We start from the raw sequence: 18,195 nt of genomic DNA, 5'->3' as shown, positions 1-18,195 counted from the left end.
GTTCGCGCCCTCGTCGGGTCGCGGGGACGCGGCTCCCGGCCGGCGGGCACCGGGGCGCGCGAGGCGGCCGCACCCCCGGACGGGGCGGTCTTAAGTCCGTCCGGTCACGAGGGGGCTCCATGCCACGCGACCGAGACACCGCGCCGCTCGGCGTCCGGAGCTTCCGCGACGCCGCGGGGGTGTCGTAGATGGACGGGGATTCGGCGGACGGGAATTCGACGGACGACCGAACGGCAGGCGGCCGAGCGATCGGCGTCGACGTCGGGGGGACGTTCACCGACGTGGCGCTCTCCGTGGACGGCGACCTCGTCACCGCGAAGGTACCGAGCACCGACGACCAGAGCGAGGGCGTCGCGGCCGGCATCGAGAAGGCCTGCGAGGCGGCCGGGGTCGACCCCGAGAGCGTGACAGAGTTCTCCCACGCGATGACCGTCTCCGTCAACGCCCTGCTGGAGAACGACGGCGCGCGGACCGCGCTCGTGACGACCGAGGGGTTCCGCGACGTGTTGGAGATCGGCCGACAGACCCGGCCGTCGCTGTACGACCTCGACGCCGAGAAGCCGACGCCGCTCGTCCCCAGGCGCCGCCGGTTCGAAGTCCCGGAGCGGGCGACCGTCGACGGGGTCGAGCGCCCCGTCGAAGACGAGGCGATCGACTCGCTCGTCGCCGACCTCCGCGACGCGGACGTCGAGTCCGTCGCGGTGTGCCTGCTCCACGCGTACGCGCACCCGGAGAACGAGGAGCGCGTCGCGGAGGTGCTGCGCGACGCGCTCGACGTGCCGGTGTCCGCCTCCCACGAGGTGCTCCCGGAGTTCCGCGAGTACGAGCGCACCTCGACGACGGTGGTCGACGCGTACGTCCGCCCGGCGATCGACGGCTACGTCGGTCGCCTCACCGAGCGCGCACGGGACTTAGGCCTCCCGCAGCCGAAGATCATGCAGGCCAACGGCGGCGTCACCGACGCCGGCACGGTCAGGCGGAACGCCGTGACGACCGTCCTCTCGGGGCCCGCGGCGGGCGTCGTGGGCGCGAGCGCGACGGCCGGGGCCGACGCCGACCGCGAGGGGCTGATCACCTTCGACATGGGCGGCACGTCGAGCGACGTGAGCCTCGTCCGCGACGGCGAGGTCGAGCGCACGACGGAGTCGGCGATCGCCGACCGACCGATCGGCACGCCGATGGTCGACGTCGAGACGGTGGGCGCGGGCGGCGGGTCGATCGCGTGGGTCGACGCCGGCGGCGCGCTCCGGATCGGTCCGCGCTCGGCCGGCGCAGACCCCGGCCCGGCCTGCTACGGGAAGGGCGGCACGGAGCCGACCGTCACGGACGCGGACCTCGTGCTGGGCTACGTCGGCGCCGACACCGACCTCGGCGGCGACCTGTCCCTCGACGCGGCGGCCGCCCGCGACGCCCTCGCCGACCTCGCCGACGAGGCGGGGATGGAGGGCCCGATCGAAGCCGCGCTCGGCGTCCACCGCGTCGCGAACGCCGACATGACCCGCGCGATCCGCTCCGTCACCGTCGAGCGCGGCCACGACCCGCGGGCGTTCGGGCTCGTCGCCTTCGGCGGCGCCGGCCCGATGCACGCCGTCTCCATCGCGGACGCCCTCGACGTCGAACGCGTTATCATTCCGCACGCCTCCGGCGTCCTGTCGGCGTACGGCCTGCTCGCGGCCGACGAGACCCGAGACGCCGTGCGGACCCGTCAGGGACCGCTCGCAGAGGTCGACACGGAAGCGGTCGACGCGCTCTACGGAGAGTTGGCCGACGACCTGTTGGACGAGGTCAGCGACCCGGACGCCGCGCGCGTCGAGTACGCCGCGGACCTGCGGTACGCCGGGCAGAGCTTCGAGCTTACCGTCGACGTCGAGCGGCCGTTCGACCCCGCGGACGCCGGCGAGCGGTTCGCGGCGGCCCACGAGTCGGCGTACGGCTACCGGGCGGACGAGCCCGTCGAATTAGTGAACTGCCGCGCGAGGGCGACCGTGTCGCGGCGCCCGCCGGCGCTCGGCGTCGACCCTCCCGCCGACCCCGGGCCGCGGACCACGCGCGAGGCGGTGTTCCCCGACGGGGCCCGCGAGACCCCCGTCTACGACCGCGATCGGTTCCCGGCCGACGAGGGCGTCGAGGGACCCGTCGTTATCGAGGGCCCGGAGAGCACGGTCGTCGTCCCGCCCGCGTGGGGCGTCCGACTGCGCGGCGACGGCGCGCTGGTGGCGGAGGTGAGCGACGCGTGAGCGACGCGGGGCCCGACCCGGACGTCGACCCGGTCACGCTGGAGATCCTCCGGAACCAGCTGGAGAGCGTCGCGAGCGAGATGGGCCACGTGCTGATCCGCGGCGCGTACTCGCCGAACATCAAGGAGCGACAGGACTGCTCGACGGCGCTGTTCGACGCCGACGGCCGGATGGTCGCGCAGGCCGAACACATCCCGGTCCACCTCGGCGCGATGCCGGACGCGGTCGACGCCGTCCTCGAGAAGGACCCGAAGCCGGGCGACGTGTTCGTCGTCAACGACCCGTTCGCCGGCGGGACCCACCTCCCGGACGTGACGCTCGTCTCGCCTGTCGCGCCCGACGGCGAGGTCGTCGGGTACGCCGTGTCGCGCGCGCACCACGCCGACGTCGGCGGGAGCGCACCGGGGAGCATGCCGCCCGGCGCGCGGGAGATCTACGAGGAGGGGCTCCGCATGCCGGCGGTCCGGCTCGTCGACGGCGGCGAGCCGAACGAGGCGGTCCGCGACCTCATCCTCGCGAACGTCCGCACGCCGGACGAGCGCGAGGCGGACCTCCGCGCGCAGCGCGCCGCGAACGCGCGCGCCGAGGAGCGGGTCGGTGAACTGCTCGACGAACACGGCGACGCGCTCCTCGACGCGTTCGACGCCGTCATCGACTACTCGCGCGAGCGCGTCGAGAGCGAGATACGCGAGCTCCCGGACGGAACGTATCGAGCGCGAGACGTCCTCGAAGGCGACGGCGTCACCGACGCGGACGTCCCCGTCGAGGTGGCGGTCACCGTCGACGGCGCAGCGATCGACGTCGACTTCGCGGGCACCGCGAGCCAAGTGGAGGGCAACCTGAACGCGCCGTTCTCGGTCGCGAAGAGCGCGGTGTACTTCGTCGTCCGCGCGGTCACCGACCCGAATATCCCGCCGAACCACGGCTGCTACGAGCCGGTTTCGATCTCGGCGCCGGAAGGGTCGCTGCTCGACCCGCGCCCCCCGGCCGCGGTCGTCGGCGGGAACGTCGAGACGAGCCAGCGCGTCACGGACGTGACGCTGGAGGCGCTCGCGGCGGCGGTGCCGGACGCCGTCCCCGCCGGCGGACAGGGGACGATGAACAACCTGATAATCGGCGACCGCGGCGGCGAGTTCACCTACTACGAGACGATCGCCGGCGGGTTCGGCGCCCGGCCGACCAAGGACGGGATGGACGGCGTTCAGGTCGGGATGACCAACACGCTCAACACGCCGGTCGAGGCGTTGGAGACGGCGTACCCGCTGCGGGTCGAGCGATACGCGCTGCGCCCGTCGAGCGGCGGCGACGGCCGCCACCGCGGCGGTCTCGGCATCGAGCGGACGCTCACCGTCGAGACGGACGCGACCGTCTCGCTGCTGACCGAGCGCCGGCGGACCGCGCCGCGGGGACTCGACGGCGGTGAGGACGGGGCGCTCGGCGAGAACCTGATCGGCGGCGAAGCGGTCCCGGCGAAGGCGTCCGTCGACGTGGCGGCCGGAACGACGGTCTCGATTCGGACGCCGGGGGGCGGCGGGCACGGCGACCCGGCGGAGCGCGACCCGGAGGACCGGGAGCGAGACAGGCGCGACGGGAAGGAGACCGAGCGGGAACGCGGGACGGACAGCGGTCAGGAAGGCGGGACCGATAGCGATCGACCGGACGAGTGCGGCAACGAGTAAAAGAGATTTCCCGCGATTCAGGCCTTCAGTCGGCGGCGTCTTCGAACGTGACGACGAGCCGATCGGCGGCGAGCGCGTACACCGTCATCTCCGTTCCCTTTTCGGAATACCACGTCTCGGTCGGCGTGATCAGTTCGGCGTCACAGAGACGATCGAGGTGGTACGAGACGTTCTGGACCGACTGATCGACCGACTTGGCGATCTCCGAGGCCGTCTTCGGTTTCGCCTTCAGCGTGCTCAGTATCTGCTGTGCCGACTCGGAGGAGAGGACCTGTAACACGTCGGTCGTCTCGTTTTGGTCGACGACGACGTTCGTCTGTTCGCGGGGAGCGTGAGTGACTGGCGGCTGGTGGGGAAAGGCGCTGGGCATGGGTTCGGTGAGTCGCGATCGAGTTATTCTGTTTGTTCGGCTCACTCCGAACGAACGAATCAAACAATTTAATACTTACGCAATCTATGGCCGAAACATGACTCAACACGGGTTCCATCACGTCGCGCGGACGACAGACAGCTATGAGTGAGGACGACCGTAGCGTCGCCCGCGAGCGCGTCATCGAGTCGATGGAGCAGTCGGCGGAAGTCTACGGTCTCAGCCGAAGCGCGGGTCGGATCTACGGCGTGTTATACTTCTCCGAAGCGCCCCTCTCGATACCGGAACTCGTCGAGGAAACGGGCTACGCGAAATCGACGATCAGCAACGTCACGCGGACGCTGACGCGGATCGGACTGATCTACCGCCGCTCCTCGGAAGGCGGCGGACGGCGCGTTCACTACACGGCCGAGCGGGAGATCTGGTTCAGCCTTCAAGACGTCTTTCAACAGTACGTCCACCGAGAGATACAGACGACGTTGCGTGCGATCCAGCGCGCGGAGGCGCAGCTCCCCGACGACGCCGGCACCGAGGCGGAACGGATCGAGGAGCTCCGAGAAACCTACGAGGATCTCCGGGAGATCGTCACGCTCGCGTCGGACTTCACCGCCGCGGAGCTCAGGGACGCGCTCGAATCCTACGACCGGTAGTCACCAGTACACCGCGTACGTACAGGCGTCGTCGCCGTCACGCCGACACGTCTCTCCGGTCTCTTCGATGAAGACGAACGCGTCCACGGACGCGTACTGCTTGGCGACGCCGCGGACGAGGCCCCGATCGAACGGACAGGGGTAGGGGTTGTGACAGGTGAGTTCGCAGCTCCGATCCCCCGTCCGTTCGAACTCGTAGTACCCGATCTCGCCGCCGCGGTGGTTCTGTTGATAGGCGTCGTCGATCGACCGAAGTCCCGCGGCGACGGTCTCGAAGTCGTTCGGCCACGCGGCGATCTCGGGGACTTGTTCCCCGAGCCGGTCGAGGACGTGCGGCTGTAGCTCCTCGGCGATAGTCTCGAAGGCGTTCAACCAAGTCTGCTGCGGGTACCACTCCTCGGGGTCCGGGTCGGTGACCCCTTCCGCGGCGAGCGCCCGTAGCGCCCGCTCCCGATACGCGTCGGAGAAGCGTCCCATCGCTTCTTCGACGATCGTCAGCACGGTCTGCCCGTTCACCTCGACGCCTCGGTCGAACGCCTCATAGGCGGCCATTACCGAACCGACCGTTCGGATCGTAAAAGTAACTTCGATGTCATAGTCGTCGATCCGCCGATTCCCCTTGGGTCGGCGGACGACGGCACGACGGAGCGCCACGCGAGGTGTCGCGCGCCTACTTGAACCGGAACGTCTCCAGGTTCTTCGGCGCGAACGTCCGCATGTTGTAGTCGTGGTACAACGCGGACGAGAGGTCCTGAACGGAACTCTCGTCCCCGTGGACGCACAGCACCTTCTCCGGGCGCGGATTCATCGTCTTCACGAAGTTCTCTAACCCCTGTCGGTCGGCGTGGCCGGAGAAGCCGTCGACGACCTCGGTGCCCATCTCCAGGGTGAGCGTGTCGCCGCGGCTCCCGCCGCCCCAGCCGTCGACCGGGATCTCGTCCCAGCCGTTCTGGATCCGGCGCCCGAGCGTCCCCTGGGCCTGATAACCGACGAAGACGAGGTTCGAGTCCGGGTCGGGGCCGATGTGGCGGAGCCACGACATGATCGGCCCGCCCTCGATCATCCCGGAGGTGGAGATGACGATACACTCGTCGCCGTCGGCGACCTCCTGCCGCTCGTCCTCGCCGGCGTCGATGTGGTTGAACTGGTCGGCGAGGAACGGGTTCTCGTCCTCGTGGAAGATGCGGTCGCGGAGGTCGTCGCGGAGGTACTCGGGATAGGTGGTGTGGATCGCGGTCGCCTCCCAGATCATCCCGTCGAGGTGGACGGGCATCTCCGGGATCTCGCCCTCGCGCATCGCCTCCTCCAAGACGAGCATGATCTCTTGGGAGCGACCAACGGCGAAGGCGGGGATGACGACCTTCCCGCCCTGCTCGTACGTCTCGTTGATGACCTCCTTGAGCGCCTCCTCGGAGTCCTCCTGGTCGGTCTGGTAGTCGTTGCGGCCGCCGTAGGTGGACTCCAGTACGAGCGTCTCGACGCGCGGGAAGTCGTTGACGGCGCCGTTGAACAGGCGGGTGTCCTCGTAGTGGATGTCCCCCGAGAACGCGACGTTGTAGAGGCCGTCGCCGATGTGGAAGTGGGTGACCGCGCTGCCGAGGATGTGGCCCGCGTTGTGGAAGGTGAGCTTCACGTCCGGCGCCACGTCGGTCACGTCGCCGTACTCCAGCGGGATGGTGTGTTTGATCGCGTCGCGGACCTGCGCGGACTCGTAGGGGGGCGTCCGCCCGTCCTTCGCGGCGACGTCGAGGTAGTCGAGCGTGAGCAGGCCCATCAGGTCGCGGGTCGGCTCCGTCGTGTAAATCGGGCCGTCGTAGCCGTACTTGAAGAGGAGCGGGACCAGCGCCGAGTGGTCGAGGTGGGCGTGGGTCAACACGACCGCGTCGAGGGTCGCGGCGCCCGCGCCGAGCGCCTCGGGCACCTGGAGGTACGGCACCTCGCCCTCGGCGCCGGGCTTGTCGCCGCAGTCGATGAGGATCCGCGTCTCGGGCGTCGAGAGGATGAAGGCCGCGCGGCCGACCTCGCGGCAGCAGCCGAGCGTCGTGATCCGGACCCACTCGTCGTCGGACATCTCCTCGCGGTGGATCTGCCGGCCGACGCGCTCGAGGATGTCGCGGCGCTCCTCGCGCTCGTTCTTCAGGAAGCCGCGGACGTTCGAGACGGTGGAGGACTCGATCGGCGGCGTCCGGACGACCTCGGGGGTCCAGCCGACCTCTTGGGTGATCTCGCGGAGCGTCGAGCCGCGGCGGCCGATCACCATGCCGGGCTTCTCGGCCTCGATGACGACCTCGCCGGTGTCCTCGTGGAAGTCGAGGTCCGTGACGCCGGCCTCCTCCGGGATCACCTCGCGGACCTGCTCTTCGGCCCGCGCCGGCGGCGAGAGGGCGCTCGGGTCCGGGCGGACGGTGATCCGCTTGCGGAGCTTCGACGCGAGCCGTCGGATGAGATCGCCGTCGCCCGCGAACCGCTTCGGGTCGCGCGTGTACACGACGAGCTCCGGCCCCTCGTATTTCACGTCGGTGACCGTGATGTCGTTCGGAATCTCCTGTTCGATCTCGGATTTCAACGTATCGAGTTGCTTGTCGACTTGACTCATATCTCACTGCGGGTCGTCGAGGCCGTCGTCGTCGTCGAATCGCGTCGCGCGTCGCGCGGCGACTCGCCGCCGATCGATCGACCGTGACGGGGTAGGCATAGTGGAAGTACTGTCCGTACTGGTTCCGTGCGCGGGAACAGCCAGCGAAAACCCGCTTGGATCGGACTACTGCCCCGCCGTTATAAAAGCCTTCGCAAAGGGCAAGCCGCAGGCGGCACAATCCGGTCCATGCGCGTCACGCCGCAGACGGTCCGCGACGAACGCGACTGGGTCCGCGACCGCGCGGACGTGATCGTCCCGATACTCAACGACACCCGCGACCGCCTCGGCCGGCTCTTCGAGACGGAGGTCGACCCGGTGGCGCCCGACGCGTACCGCCGGGAGGTCGACGCCGTCTTCGCCGACGGCGAGGTCGCGGTCAACGTCGCGGCCTGCGTCGGGCTCCTGCGCGATCTCGACGTCGAGGGCGACTACCCCGGCTTCGTCGTCGACGAGGTCCTCGGTCGAGAACTGGCCGCGACGATAGCGGGCGGGCGCCCGCTCTCGCTGCTCGCGCAGGCGACGTTCCACGTCGCCGACCTCTACGTGGACCGGGACGCGACCGCGACCGAGGTCGACGGGGACGAGCGCGGCGCCGGGACCGCCGGCGCTGACGACCTCGACGCCGCGCTCGCCGCCGGGTTTCAGACGCGGCTCCCGGGCTGGGACTGGCGGGAGGGAGAGAGCCCGTTCGCGGTCGACGCCGGGGGCCTCGGCGACGCTGAGTAGCCGGCCGCTTAGGACGTGAAGTTCCTGACGACCCCGTACGCCTTGTCGAGCAGCGCGTCGGGGAGGAACCGCGCGAGGACGCCGACGCGCGCGACGGTGCCGGGCTGGACGCGCGCCGGGGGTTGCGTCGCGCTCGCGGCGTCGTAGATGGCGTCCGCGACGAGTTCCGGCTCGACCGCGCCGGGCCCATCGCCGCCGATCAGCTTCGCGTCCTCGAACATCGCGTAGAACTCGTCGTACGCGTCGGTCCGATCGATCCCCTCGCGCTCGTCGGGGTCGGCCTCCCGCTCCGCACGCTTCGAGAAGTTCGTCTTCACGGGGCCGGGCTCGACGACGACCACGTCGATCCCGAGGTCCGCGACCTCGTTGCGGAGCGCGTCCGACATCGCTTCGAGGGCGAACTTCGACCCGCTGTACACGCCGCCGCCGGGCATCGACACCCGGCCCGCGACCGACGAGACGTTGACGATGGTGCCGTCGCGCTCGCGGCGCATCGCGGGGAGGACCGCGCGGATCAGCCGGTGCGGGCCGTACACGTTCACGTCGAACTGGTCGCGGACGCGGTCCGTGGTGACGTCCTCGACCGGTCCGAACTGGCCGTAGCCGGCGTTGTTGATCAGCGCGTCGATCGCGCCCTCCTCGTCTAAGACGCGGTCCACGACGCGGTCGACGTCGTCCTGATCGGTGACGTCGAGCGTGGCGAGCTCACAGCCCGCCTCGCCGAGCGCCTCGACGTCCGCGGGGTTCCGCGCGGTGGCGTACACGGTCCATCCCTCGTCGAGGAACGCGTGCGCCGCGGCGCGGCCGATGCCCGAGGAACAGCCGGTGATGAGTGCCGTCTTCTGCACGCCTCTCCGGTCAGTCTCCGAGGGCATAACTCTCCCGACCGGCGGCGAAACGTCGCCGTCGACCGAGAGCGAACGGACGCGTTATTCCTCGCCGTCCGTGGCGTCGTCGTCCGCCGCCTCCTCGTCTTCGTCGGCCGGGAGGAGGTCTCGCTCGTCGAGGATCGCCTCGATCTCGTCAGCGGGGCGCTCGCTGTACTGCGGGTCGTCGACGGTGATCGTCGCGACGCCGACGCCGTCGGGGGACAGCTCGCCGTCGTTCGACTGGGCGAGGGTGTCGAGCGCGAGCCCGACCGCCTCGTCCGTGGAGATACCCTCCTCGTACTCCTCTTCGAGGTAGTCGCGGAGGTCGCTGCGGTCCGACCCGATCGAGAGCGCCTGCCACTCGTAGGGGGTGCCGGAGGGGTCCGTCTCGAACAGGCGCGGCTCGCCGTTCTCGACGCCGCCGACGATGAGCGCGACGCCGAAGGGGCGCGCGCCGCCGACCTGCGTGTACTGCTGGATGTGGTCGGTGATGTTCTTCGTCAGCGTCTCGATCCCGACCGGCTCGCCGTAGCGGAGCTGGTTGATCTGCGCCTGTCGGCGCGCGAAGTCGATGAGCTGGCGGGCGTCCGCGACGTGGCCCGCGCTCGCGACGCCGACGTGGTCGTCGGCCTTGTGGAGCTTCTCGATGCTCTCCGGCTCCATCAGGGGGGACCGGGCGCGCTTGTCGGCCGCGAGGACGACCCCGTCCTCGGCGCGGATCCCGACGCTCGCCGTCCCTCGTTTCACCGCCTCCCGGGCGTACTCGACCTGGTAGAGTCGGCCGTCCGGAGAGAAGATTGTGATGCCGCGGTCGTACGCCTGCTGTTGGGATTGGCCCTGCATGATATCACTCGGTGTCGAACGTCGTCGCGCCGACGCGACCCGACTCGGCCCGCACGTCGCACGCGTCACCGCGCACGGTCGCGGACCGCTCGGCGCCCTCGAACGCGACGTCTCGCTGTGTCGAACTGGGGGTCGCGCGACCCATATATCTTTCCTCACAGGCGCGCACCGTCCCCGAAATCCCTCTGACGCGGATTCCGACCGGCTCGCCGTCGACCTCGCTCACGCAGGCGATCGCGGCGCGCGCGTCGTCGACGTGCCCGTGCCTGACGCGGACGACGGCCTCGCCGGTCCCGTCCGCGTGCGCGAACGAGAGCAGCGTCAGGTCGGCGTCCGCGCTCCCCGCGTCGCCGAGGAGGTTGCCGGCGCTGTACCACAGCGCGCGCTGGAACGCCCGCCGGCCGATCTCCGCGTCGGACCACGTCTCGATTCCGACCGCGACGTACCGCCAGCGCGGTCGGAGGTGCTTGGGGAGGTGTTTCACGACAGGGCCCTCACGCCGGCAGCTCGCGGATCCGCTCGGCGACGATCACCGCCACCTGGTCGTGGACGCGCTCGACCGCGGTCACGGCGAACCCCTCCTCGGTGAACGCCTCGACCAGCGTCCCGACCGTCGCGGGGTCGTCGACCTCGGGGCTGTAGAACGGGGCGTCCGGGTCCGGCTCCTCGAAGAACGCCACGTCGCCGAGGACTATCCGGCGCGCGCCCGTCTCGGCCATCACGCCGATCGCCTCGCGCTTCTCGTCGTCCGCGAGGTGGTGGAGCGCGAAGTTCGACGTGACGACGTCGACCCGCCTGTCCGGGTCGAGCCCGGGGTCGCGGAACTCGCCGTACGCGAACTCGACGTCGTCGAGCCCGCGCTCCTCCGCCTTCCGGCGCCCCTCCTCCATCATCCCCTCGCTGATGTCGCGCGCGAGGACGCGCTCTGCGTCCTCGGCGACCGCGAGCGCGATGGCGCCCGTGCCCGCGCCCAAGTCGAGGACGACGTCGTCCGGCTCGGGCGCGGCGTGCTCGATCACGAGGCTCGCGCAGGCGTGGTACTCGTCGCTCTTCGAGTCGTCGTACGCCGCCGCCTTCTCGGAGAACCGCTCGGCGTGCTCAGCAACCGTCTTCTTCATACCTCCCACGTCGGACCCCCGGCTCTATGAAGGCCTCGGAGCGGCGCTCCCGGTTGCGCTCGACGAGGTCGCCCCACGCCCGGAGCCCCTCGCGGACGGCCTCGGCGTCGAATCCGATCGCCTCGCCGACCGCGACCAGCTTGCGGGGCGCGCGGAGTTCGAGGTGCGAGCGCGCGTTCGCGCTCACGACGTACGGCGCGTCGTAGTGGCCGACGATCTCGCGGAGCTTCCGGAGGTCGGCGAGCGCGCGGACGCGCTTCCCGCCCGTCGCGCGCAGAACCGGTCCGAAGTCGAACTCGACGCGGACGCCGTTGTCGCGCGCCGCCTTCGCGAGGACGTGGTTGAAGTCGCCGCCGTCCGCCGTCGGGCGGACGAGCACGTCGACGCGCGCCTGCTCGACCGCGAAGCGGTTCAGGGCGTCGTCGCCCCCGACGACGCAGACCACGGTCCGGTCGGAGCGGTAGTTCCCGACCGCGCCCGATGCGCTCGTCGGGTCGTCGGCGTCGATCTCGACCGCGTCGACGACGTCGATCCCGTACTCCTCGCGGAGCGCGTCCGGATCGCGGACGGGGCTCTCGTCGCGGTCCGCCGCGATCGAGCCGCGGTCTCCGGGGGATTTCCCTCCGTTGCCGGCCGGATCCAGCGCGTCGCGCGACCGCACCACAATCCCGTCGTAGCCGTGCCGCGCGGCGGTCGCGGCGTGGCGCGCGACGGTCGCCTCCCCGTCGGGGTAGGCGTGAACGGCCTCGTACATGGCCCTTCGTTTCGCGGCCGGGCGTATCGGCGTTGCGCTTCGGGCGCCGCGCGCCGAGCCCTCCCGTCACCAGTCGCCGGCGGACTCCTCTTCCTTTTTCCACTCCCGTCGAGGGTCCTCGCCCGTGAACCACGTCGCGATTCCGTCGGGGTCGGACTCGTGGAACGCCCGCCGCCGACTCCACTCGACGGTCGCCTTCGCGAACGCGATCGGGAGGAGGTACGGGAGGAGGATCGCCCCGGGACCGACGACCGCGGCGACCGCGTCGAACGCGCCCGACCCCGCGAGCGCTTGGACCGCGAGCAGTGCGACCGTGACGGCGGGGACGGCCAGCATCCCGATGACGATATAGAAGAAGACGACGCGCTGTGCGGCCTCGACGACCATGTACGGCGACTGCTCCTCGTACGCGCGTTCGGCGAAGAACTCGCGGCGCACCTCCGCGATCTGCGCCAGACAGACGCCGACGGCGGCGAACCCGACGGTGGGCGTGACGTACGAGACGGCGTCGAGGCCCACGCCGAGAAGCGGGAAGGCGACGAAGTAGAAGACGCCGAGCGAGCGGACGACCACCCCGACGTTCCGGCGGTAGATCGGCGGGAGCCACGAGACGAGGCGGATCGGCTCCGGGTCGGCTTCCCACCGCTCCTCGTCGAGCTCCGTGTTCTCCGAGTAGCCGACGACGTAGAACGAGCGGTCGTCCAGGTCGATCGGCCGCTCCGCGAACAGCGCGGCGACGCTGTACGCCAACACCATCACGACGACCTCGATCCAGTACACCGCGAGCAGCTCGCCGACCCGCCAGTCGAACGCGACGACGCCGGCGAGCGGGAGGAGGTTCGTCGCGACCACGAGCGCGAGCGCCCCGCGACCGGTGGGGTCCAGCGGGCGCGACGGGCTGGGGTCGACCTCGGGCGATCCATCGGAGGGCATCGTCTCGTGTCCCGGCCGCGTCGAACATAAACCTCGCTACCCGACGACCTTTTTGTTCGCTCGCGGGAAGCACGTCGCATGCCCGCCGACTTGGAGGAGAAGACGGACCGCTACGAGCGGATGCTCGCGGACGCCCTCTCCGTCGCCGAGCCGCGCCCGCCGGCCGACACGCCGCTCGGCGAGGCCGCGGCCGACGTGACCGAGATGGCCGAGTCGTACCTCGACGACGGCCGCCACTTCCGCGCGGACGGCGACTCGGTGAACGCGCTCGCGTCCTACTCGTACGGATACGGGTGGCTCGACGCTGGCGTCCGACTGGGACTGTTCGCCGTGCCCGACGACACCGAACTGTTCACGACCTGAGGCGGGCTCGCGCCCCGCCCGCTTCGCCGCGAGGGACGCGCTTAAGCGGTGACGCCCGCCACTGGTGGCATGGACGAACTCGCGGACCTGACCGAGCGGCTCGTCTCGATCCCCTCCCACGAGGACGAGACGGCCGCGGGCGACGCGATCGAGGAGTGGCTGCGCGCGGAGACGGACGCGAGGGTCGAGCGCGACGACGCCGGCAACGTGCTCGCGCTCAAGGGCGCGACCGGCGACCCGGACGCCGACTCGCTCGCGCTGGTCGGTCACCACGACGTGGTCCCGCCGGCGCCCGAACAGACGACCGGCGACGGGCTCAACGGTGAGTACGTGGTCGAGCGCCGCGACGGCCGTATCTACGGCCGCGGAACCGCCGACATGAAGGGGTCGGTCGCGGCCGCGATGTGCGCGTTCAGGGACGCGACGCCGCCCGCGGACCGGGAACTGATATTCGCCTCGTTCGTCGGCGAGGAGGTCGGCGGAGAGGGGGCGCGCCACGCCATCGACGCCGGGTTCGCGCCCGATCGGGCGGTCGTCGCGGAGGGGTCGACGAACTACTCGAAGCCGGGCGTCACGGACGTCGTCGTCGCGCACCGCGGGCGCCGCGGGTCGCGGCTCGTCGCGCGCGGGGAGGCCGCGCACGCCTCGGAGCCGGAGGCGGGCGTGAACGCCATCTACCGCGCCTGCGACGCCATCGACGCGGTCCGCGACCTCGAAGTCCCGGAGGCGACTGTCCTCGGAAACGACGTGTCGGGGTCGCTCGCGGTCACGATCGTCGACGGCGGCGAGACGTGGAACGTCATCCCCGAGCGCTGCGAGGCGACGATCGACGAGCGCACCGTGCCGGGCGGCCGCGCCGACCTCGCGGGCGTCGCCGACGCGACGTCGGGCGTCGAGCTCGTCGTCGACCAGGACCTCCCGCCGATGGCCTGCGGCGACGCGGCGTTCGCCGACGCCGCCCTCGACGTCGCCCGCGGGGTCCACGACGAGCGCGGCCCCGACGCGCCCGAACACGTCACCAAGCCGCACGCGACCGACGCGGGATGGCTCGCGGAGGCCGGCACCGACTGCCTCGTCTGCGGCGCCTCCGAGCCCGGGGAGGCGCACACGGACACCGAGAGCGCGAGCCTCGACGTCCTCGACCGCTGTTACCGGATTTATACCGGGATCGCCGAGCGGGAACTGTAGCAGTCGGAAGTTGGGTTCCTGCGCGCGCAGCGCGGCGGCCGAGCGACGGTTCGCGGCCGCCTCGCGCGACCCCGTATGGAAGGGGTTTTATGCGCTCCGTGGAAAGTGTGCGCCACTATGGGAGACAAGTCGAAGGCTCAAAAGAAGCGTCTGGCGAAGGCGGAGCGCCAGAACACCCGCGTCCCCGCGTGGGTCATGATGAAGACGGACATGAACGTGACGCGAAACCCCAAGCGGCGCAACTGGCGCCGGAACGACCTGGACGAGTAAATGTCGACGAACGACTTCGAGGAGCGCGTCGTCACCGTCCCGCTCCGCGACGCCAAGGAGAAGCCCGTCCAGCAGCGCGCCGACTACGCCATGAAGATCACGCGACAGCACCTCGCCAAGCACTTCTCCGTCGACGAGGACGACGTGATCATCGACGGCTCCGTCAACGAGGCCGTCTGGGAGAACGGGCGACAGAACCCGCCCAGCACGGTGCGGGTCCGCGCGGCTCGGTTCGTCGAGGACGGCGAGCCGGTCGTCGAGGCCGAACACGCCGAGTAACGTGTTACGGGCGACCTTCACCGGCTCGTCGTACGTGGGCGTGTTCGCCCGCGCCGTCGACGACCTCCTGTTAGTCCGGCCGGACGTCGACGAGGAACTCGCCGAGGACCTCGGCGCGGAACTCGGCGCGGAGCCGCTGCTGACGACGGTCGGGAGGTCCAACACGGTCGGCGCGCTCGCGACGGGCAACGAGCACGGCGTGCTCATCTCCTCGCGCGCGACCGAGCGCGAGAAGGACCGAATCGCCGACGCGGCCGGCGTCCCGGTGCGCGAACTGCCGGGGGAGATCAACGCCGCCGGCAACGTCGTCCTCGCGAACGACTACGGCGCCTACGTCCACCCGGACCTCTCGCGCGAGTCGGTCCAGGTGATCAAGGAGGTCCTCGACGTCCCCGTGACTCGGGGTGACCTCGGCGACGTCAGAACGGTCGGCACGGCGGCGGTCGCCAACAACACGGGCGTGCTCTGTCACCCGCAGTCGACGGAGTCGGAGCTACAAGCGGTCGAGGAGGCGCTCGACGTCCGCGCCGACCTCGGCACCGTCAACTACGGCGCGCCGCTCGTCGGCTCCGGCCTCGTCGCCAACGACGAGGGGTACGTCGTCGGCGAGGACACCACCGGCCCGGAGCTCGGCCGGATCGAGGAGACGCTCGGCTTCATCGACTAACGCCCGCGTCGTCGCGTTCGGTCTCTTTCGTATAGCACTCCCACATTTAAGACCCACAGCGGAGTTGCTGGCGGTATGCCCGCTATCGAGTGCCGAAACCTCTCGAAGTACTACGGCGACGTCCGGGGGATCGAAGACGTCTCCTTCGCAGTCGAGGACGGCGAGGTGTTCGGCTTCCTCGGCCCGAACGGCGCGGGGAAGACGACCGCGATCCGCACCTTGTTGGGGTTCCTGTCGCCGACGAGCGGCGGCGCGACGCTGCTCGGCCGCGACGCGACGGACCCGGTCGAGTCGCGCCGCGCACGCGAGCGGATCGGGTACCTCCCCGGCGACCCCGGACTCGACCGCGACCGCACCGCGGCGGCCTTCCTCGACCACCAGGCGGCGCTCCGCGGCGAGTCGAGCCGCGACGAGCTCGTCGGGCGGTTCGGCCTCGACGAGTCGCGGCGGATCGGCGACCTCTCGCGAGGGAACCGGCAGAAGGTGGCGCTGGTGGCCGCGTTCATGCACCATCCGGACCTGCTGTTGCTCGACGAGCCGACCTCCGGGCTCGACCCGCTGTTACAGGAGGAGTTCGCTGCCCTCGTGCGCGAGCGCGTCGAGGACGGGGCGAGCGTCCTCCTCTCGTCGCACGTCCTCGGCGAGGTAGCCGCGCTCTGTGACCGCGTGGGGGTCCTCCGGGAAGGGCACCTCGTCGCGGTCGAGTCCGTCTCGGACCTCCGGTCGCGCGGCGGCAAGCAGATCCGCGTCCGCGTCGCAGAAGAGGTCGACCGCGCCGACTTCGAGGTCCGCGGCATCATGAACCTCCGCGTCGGCGAGACCGTCTCGTTCACGTGGACGGGGGAGTACGACGCGCTGATCGACCTCCTCTCGCGGTACACCGTGCTGGACCTCGATGTCGTCGACGCGCCGCTCGAAGAGGCGTTCATGACGTTCTACGACGGCGACGTGCCGGGCCCGACGGGGAGCGGGAGCGGCGGGACTTCGGGTCCCGACGCGGCGGGAAGTGGGGCGGTCGACTCCGGAGGTGAGGGCCGATGAGCGACCGTCCGGCGCCGTGGCTCGCGATCGCGCGGTACGACGCCACCGGTCGGGCCCGCGGATCGCTCGTGGTCACGGGGCTGCTCTCCGCGTTCCTGCTCCTCTTCTTGGCCTTCTTCCCCTCGCTGTCGACCGCCGGAATCGACCTCGACGCGTACGTCGAGGCGTTCCCGCCGGCGTTCCGGGAGGCGTTCGGGATCATCGCCATCTCCTCGATCGAGGGGTTCCTCGCGGTGGAGTTCTACCAGTTCGCGTGGCTGCTCCTCGTCGGCCTCTACCTCGCGTACCTCGCCGGGGGGACGATCGCCGGCGACGTCGCCTCCGGCCGGATGGACCTCACGCTGTCGGCGCCGGTCGCGCGCCGCGACGTGGTGATCGGGCGGTTCCTCGGGCTGGTCCCGCTCGTCGCGCTCCTGAACGTCGTGCTCCCGGTCGTCGCGTACGTCGGCGTCCTCGCGGTCGGGGAGACGATCGCCGTCGAGCGGCTCGTCGCGGTCCACGCGCTCGCGGTGCCGTACCACCTGACGTGCGTCGCGGTCGGGATCGCCGTGTCGACGCTCGTCTCCCGTCCGGGGATCGCCCAGCGGGTCGCGCTCGGCGCGCTGTTCGCGCTGTTCATGTTCGAGTCCGTCGTCGCCAGCACCGACTACGCCGAGGCGGGAGACCTCAGCCCGACGGCGCACTACGACCCCTCCGCGGTCCTCGTGCTTGGCGAGTACGACCTGACGGGCGCGGCGGTCCTGCTCGCGGCGACGGCCGTCCTCGTCGCCCTCGCCGTCGTCCGGTTCCGTCGCGCGGACCTCTCCGGGTGAAACCCGCGTTTCGGGGGCGCTCCGCCGTCGTTCGAGGCCGGTTCGTTCCGCCTCCGGCCGCCTCGCAGCCTGTCCCTTTTTAGGAAGATACTTCCCTGTCCCTGCCGGATCGGGGAACATGAGTACCTACACGGTGAGTGGACGGTTCCAGAGCCGAGACGGCGACCAGCCGTTCACGAAGGACGTCGAGGCGGAGAACGAGGACCTCGCCCGCGAGCGGATCTACACCACGGTCGGGAGCCAGCACAACCGCAAGCGCACCCAGATCGACATCGAGGAGGTGTCCGAGGAATGATGGGCGGCGGGCAACAGCAGCTCCAGCAGCTCTCGCAGGAACTGCAGGAACTCGACGAGGAGATCGAGGCCCTCGAAGCCGAGATCGCGGACTACCGCGAGGAGAAGGCCGACATCGACGACGCGGTCGAGGCCATCGAGACGCTCGACACGGGCGCGACCGTTCAGGTCCCGCTCGGCGGCGGCGCCTACCTCCGCGCGGAGGTCCAGGACATCGACGAGGTCATCGTCTCGCTCGGCGGCAACTACTCCGCGGAGCAGGAGCAGGACGACGCCATCGACGTCCTCCGCCGCAAGCAGGAGGCGCTCGACGACCGGATCGCGGAGACCGAGGAGGAGGTCGAGGAGCTGGAGTCCGAGAGCGACGAACTCGAACAGCAGGCCCAGCAGATGCAACAGCAGATGCAGCAGCAGCAGATGCAGCAGATGCAGCAGGCCGAGGAAGACGACGGGGAGTAAGACGG

Annotated in this window: 22 protein-coding genes; 13 read left to right on the top strand and 9 right to left on the bottom strand. The window is 70.6% G+C overall.

Features of this window, described 5'->3' with window-relative positions; genetic code table 11:
- Window positions 1-188: 188 nt before the first annotated feature.
- The gene (locus DVK07_RS03345) at window positions 189-2,237 is read left to right on the top strand and encodes a hydantoinase/oxoprolinase family protein (RefSeq protein WP_121595731.1); all 2,049 of its coding nucleotides are present in this window, start codon (window positions 189-191) and stop codon (window positions 2,235-2,237) included.
- Complete coding sequence (locus DVK07_RS03340) at window positions 2,234-3,916, top strand: hydantoinase B/oxoprolinase family protein (protein ID WP_121595730.1); 1,683 nt, start codon at window positions 2,234-2,236, stop codon at window positions 3,914-3,916. The genes DVK07_RS03345 and DVK07_RS03340 overlap by 4 nt, the downstream gene beginning before the upstream one ends.
- A 25-nt stretch (window positions 3,917-3,941) precedes the next feature.
- Here the strand turns inward: DVK07_RS03340 and DVK07_RS03335 are convergent, their stop codons facing one another.
- Window positions 3,942-4,286 (bottom strand): winged helix-turn-helix domain-containing protein, encoded by a 345-nt coding sequence (locus DVK07_RS03335; protein ID WP_121595729.1) that lies wholly within the window; start codon window positions 4,284-4,286, stop codon window positions 3,942-3,944.
- A gap of 143 nt (window positions 4,287-4,429) precedes the next feature.
- Here DVK07_RS03335 and DVK07_RS03330 point away from each other — a divergent pair, with 143 nt between their 5' ends.
- On the top strand, window positions 4,430-4,936 hold the full coding sequence (locus tag DVK07_RS03330; protein ID WP_121595728.1) for a GbsR/MarR family transcriptional regulator: 507 nt from the start codon (window positions 4,430-4,432) through the stop codon (window positions 4,934-4,936).
- Here DVK07_RS03330 and DVK07_RS03325 read toward each other — a convergent pair whose 3' ends face one another.
- Window positions 4,937-5,488 carry a hypothetical protein gene (locus tag DVK07_RS03325; protein WP_121595727.1) on the bottom strand — a complete coding sequence of 184 codons (552 nt, stop codon included), beginning with the start codon at window positions 5,486-5,488 and terminating at the stop codon, window positions 4,937-4,939. It abuts the gene before it with no gap.
- Between the two features lie 118 nt (window positions 5,489-5,606).
- Window positions 5,607-7,532 carry a beta-CASP ribonuclease aCPSF1 gene (locus DVK07_RS03320; RefSeq protein ID WP_121595726.1) on the bottom strand — a complete coding sequence of 642 codons (1,926 nt, stop codon included), beginning with the start codon at window positions 7,530-7,532 and terminating at the stop codon, window positions 5,607-5,609.
- 228 nt (window positions 7,533-7,760) lie between these two features.
- Between DVK07_RS03320 and DVK07_RS03315 the strand changes: the two genes are divergently transcribed.
- The gene (locus tag DVK07_RS03315) at window positions 7,761-8,300 is read left to right on the top strand and encodes a hypothetical protein (protein ID WP_121595725.1); all 540 of its coding nucleotides are present in this window, start codon (window positions 7,761-7,763) and stop codon (window positions 8,298-8,300) included.
- 8 nt (window positions 8,301-8,308) lie between these two features.
- Here the strand turns inward: DVK07_RS03315 and DVK07_RS03310 are convergent, their stop codons facing one another.
- From DVK07_RS03310 to DVK07_RS03285, 6 genes are all read right to left on the bottom strand, one after another.
- Window positions 8,309-9,175 (bottom strand): SDR family oxidoreductase, encoded by an 867-nt coding sequence (locus DVK07_RS03310; RefSeq protein ID WP_121595724.1) that lies wholly within the window; start codon window positions 9,173-9,175, stop codon window positions 8,309-8,311.
- 54 nt (window positions 9,176-9,229) lie between these two features.
- Window positions 9,230-10,012, bottom strand: a complete 783-nt coding sequence (psmA, locus tag DVK07_RS03305; RefSeq protein ID WP_017343302.1) for an archaeal proteasome endopeptidase complex subunit alpha — start codon at window positions 10,010-10,012, stop codon at window positions 9,230-9,232.
- 4 nt (window positions 10,013-10,016) lie between these two features.
- A complete protein-coding gene (locus DVK07_RS03300; RefSeq protein ID WP_121595723.1) occupies window positions 10,017-10,496 on the bottom strand; it encodes an Rpp14/Pop5 family protein in 480 nt (159 codons plus the stop codon).
- A gap of 10 nt (window positions 10,497-10,506) precedes the next feature.
- Window positions 10,507-11,130 carry a class I SAM-dependent methyltransferase gene (locus DVK07_RS03295; RefSeq protein ID WP_121595722.1) on the bottom strand — a complete coding sequence of 208 codons (624 nt, stop codon included), beginning with the start codon at window positions 11,128-11,130 and terminating at the stop codon, window positions 10,507-10,509.
- Window positions 11,111-11,884 carry an RNase P subunit p30 family protein gene (locus DVK07_RS03290; RefSeq protein ID WP_121595721.1) on the bottom strand — a complete coding sequence of 258 codons (774 nt, stop codon included), beginning with the start codon at window positions 11,882-11,884 and terminating at the stop codon, window positions 11,111-11,113. Before DVK07_RS03290 ends, DVK07_RS03295 begins: the two co-directional genes overlap by 20 nt.
- A 66-nt stretch (window positions 11,885-11,950) precedes the next feature.
- Window positions 11,951-12,817: a DUF6498-containing protein gene (locus tag DVK07_RS03285; RefSeq protein ID WP_121595720.1), complete on the bottom strand. Its 867-nt coding sequence runs from the start codon at window positions 12,815-12,817 to the stop codon at window positions 11,951-11,953.
- A gap of 78 nt (window positions 12,818-12,895) precedes the next feature.
- Here DVK07_RS03285 and DVK07_RS03280 point away from each other — a divergent pair, with 78 nt between their 5' ends.
- From DVK07_RS03280 to pfdA, 9 genes are all read left to right on the top strand, one after another.
- Window positions 12,896-13,180: a DUF357 domain-containing protein gene (locus DVK07_RS03280; RefSeq protein WP_121595719.1), complete on the top strand. Its 285-nt coding sequence runs from the start codon at window positions 12,896-12,898 to the stop codon at window positions 13,178-13,180.
- Between the two features lie 69 nt (window positions 13,181-13,249).
- A complete protein-coding gene (locus tag DVK07_RS03275) occupies window positions 13,250-14,368 on the top strand; it encodes a M20 family metallopeptidase (protein ID WP_121595718.1) in 1,119 nt (372 codons plus the stop codon).
- Window positions 14,369-14,485: 117 nt separating this feature from the next.
- Window positions 14,486-14,638 carry a 50S ribosomal protein L39e gene (locus DVK07_RS03270; RefSeq protein WP_004050128.1) on the top strand — a complete coding sequence of 51 codons (153 nt, stop codon included), beginning with the start codon at window positions 14,486-14,488 and terminating at the stop codon, window positions 14,636-14,638.
- Window positions 14,639-14,917 carry a 50S ribosomal protein L31e gene (locus DVK07_RS03265; protein ID WP_096393014.1) on the top strand — a complete coding sequence of 93 codons (279 nt, stop codon included), beginning with the start codon at window positions 14,639-14,641 and terminating at the stop codon, window positions 14,915-14,917.
- 1 nt (window position 14,918) lies between these two features.
- Window positions 14,919-15,584, top strand: coding sequence for a translation initiation factor IF-6 (locus tag DVK07_RS03260; protein ID WP_121595717.1), 666 nt, complete (start codon window positions 14,919-14,921; stop codon window positions 15,582-15,584).
- A 75-nt stretch (window positions 15,585-15,659) separates the two neighbouring features.
- Window positions 15,660-16,625 (top strand): ABC transporter ATP-binding protein, encoded by a 966-nt coding sequence (locus tag DVK07_RS03255; RefSeq protein ID WP_121595716.1) that lies wholly within the window; start codon window positions 15,660-15,662, stop codon window positions 16,623-16,625.
- Window positions 16,622-17,437 (top strand): ABC transporter permease, encoded by an 816-nt coding sequence (locus tag DVK07_RS03250; RefSeq protein ID WP_121595715.1) that lies wholly within the window; start codon window positions 16,622-16,624, stop codon window positions 17,435-17,437. Before DVK07_RS03255 ends, DVK07_RS03250 begins: the two co-directional genes overlap by 4 nt.
- 118 nt (window positions 17,438-17,555) lie before the next feature.
- Complete coding sequence (rpl18a, locus tag DVK07_RS03245; protein ID WP_017343293.1) at window positions 17,556-17,732, top strand: 50S ribosomal protein L18Ae; 177 nt, start codon at window positions 17,556-17,558, stop codon at window positions 17,730-17,732.
- Window positions 17,732-18,190 carry a prefoldin subunit alpha gene (gene pfdA, locus DVK07_RS03240; protein ID WP_017343292.1) on the top strand — a complete coding sequence of 153 codons (459 nt, stop codon included), beginning with the start codon at window positions 17,732-17,734 and terminating at the stop codon, window positions 18,188-18,190. The genes rpl18a and pfdA overlap by 1 nt, the downstream gene beginning before the upstream one ends.
- Window positions 18,191-18,195 lie beyond the last annotated feature (5 nt).

The organism is Halorubrum sp. Atlit-26R (genome assembly GCF_003666015.1).
Taxonomy (GTDB): Archaea; Halobacteriota; Halobacteria; order Halobacteriales; family Haloferacaceae; genus Halorubrum.
Note: the sequence above shows the minus strand (reverse complement) of the source record. Positions and strands in the feature narration are given on the sequence as shown.

What these genes read in the sequence shown, in the direction of transcription:
- DVK07_RS03345 (WP_121595731.1), top strand. Translation starts at nt 189, where the DNA reads ATGGACGGGGATTCGGCGGACGGGAATTCGACGGACGACCGAACGGCA.
- DVK07_RS03335 (WP_121595729.1), bottom strand. Translation starts at nt 4,286, where the DNA reads ATGCCCAGCGCCTTTCCCCACCAGCCGCCAGTCACTCACGCTCCCCGC.
- DVK07_RS03330 (WP_121595728.1), top strand. Translation starts at nt 4,430, where the DNA reads ATGAGTGAGGACGACCGTAGCGTCGCCCGCGAGCGCGTCATCGAGTCG.
- DVK07_RS03325 (WP_121595727.1), bottom strand. Translation starts at nt 5,488, where the DNA reads ATGGCCGCCTATGAGGCGTTCGACCGAGGCGTCGAGGTGAACGGGCAG.
- DVK07_RS03320 (WP_121595726.1), bottom strand. Translation starts at nt 7,532, where the DNA reads ATGAGTCAAGTCGACAAGCAACTCGATACGTTGAAATCCGAGATCGAA.
- DVK07_RS03315 (WP_121595725.1), top strand. Translation starts at nt 7,761, where the DNA reads ATGCGCGTCACGCCGCAGACGGTCCGCGACGAACGCGACTGGGTCCGC.
- DVK07_RS03310 (WP_121595724.1), bottom strand. Translation starts at nt 9,175, where the DNA reads ATGCCCTCGGAGACTGACCGGAGAGGCGTGCAGAAGACGGCACTCATC.
- psmA (WP_017343302.1), bottom strand. Translation starts at nt 10,012, where the DNA reads ATGCAGGGCCAATCCCAACAGCAGGCGTACGACCGCGGCATCACAATC.
- DVK07_RS03295 (WP_121595722.1), bottom strand. Translation starts at nt 11,130, where the DNA reads ATGAAGAAGACGGTTGCTGAGCACGCCGAGCGGTTCTCCGAGAAGGCG.
- DVK07_RS03290 (WP_121595721.1), bottom strand. Translation starts at nt 11,884, where the DNA reads ATGTACGAGGCCGTTCACGCCTACCCCGACGGGGAGGCGACCGTCGCG.
- DVK07_RS03285 (WP_121595720.1), bottom strand. Translation starts at nt 12,817, where the DNA reads ATGCCCTCCGATGGATCGCCCGAGGTCGACCCCAGCCCGTCGCGCCCG.
- DVK07_RS03280 (WP_121595719.1), top strand. Translation starts at nt 12,896, where the DNA reads ATGCCCGCCGACTTGGAGGAGAAGACGGACCGCTACGAGCGGATGCTC.
- DVK07_RS03275 (WP_121595718.1), top strand. Translation starts at nt 13,250, where the DNA reads ATGGACGAACTCGCGGACCTGACCGAGCGGCTCGTCTCGATCCCCTCC.
- DVK07_RS03270 (WP_004050128.1), top strand. Translation starts at nt 14,486, where the DNA reads ATGGGAGACAAGTCGAAGGCTCAAAAGAAGCGTCTGGCGAAGGCGGAG.
- DVK07_RS03265 (WP_096393014.1), top strand. Translation starts at nt 14,639, where the DNA reads ATGTCGACGAACGACTTCGAGGAGCGCGTCGTCACCGTCCCGCTCCGC.
- DVK07_RS03255 (WP_121595716.1), top strand. Translation starts at nt 15,660, where the DNA reads ATGCCCGCTATCGAGTGCCGAAACCTCTCGAAGTACTACGGCGACGTC.
- DVK07_RS03250 (WP_121595715.1), top strand. Translation starts at nt 16,622, where the DNA reads ATGAGCGACCGTCCGGCGCCGTGGCTCGCGATCGCGCGGTACGACGCC.
- rpl18a (WP_017343293.1), top strand. Translation starts at nt 17,556, where the DNA reads ATGAGTACCTACACGGTGAGTGGACGGTTCCAGAGCCGAGACGGCGAC.
- pfdA (WP_017343292.1), top strand. Translation starts at nt 17,732, where the DNA reads ATGGGCGGCGGGCAACAGCAGCTCCAGCAGCTCTCGCAGGAACTGCAG.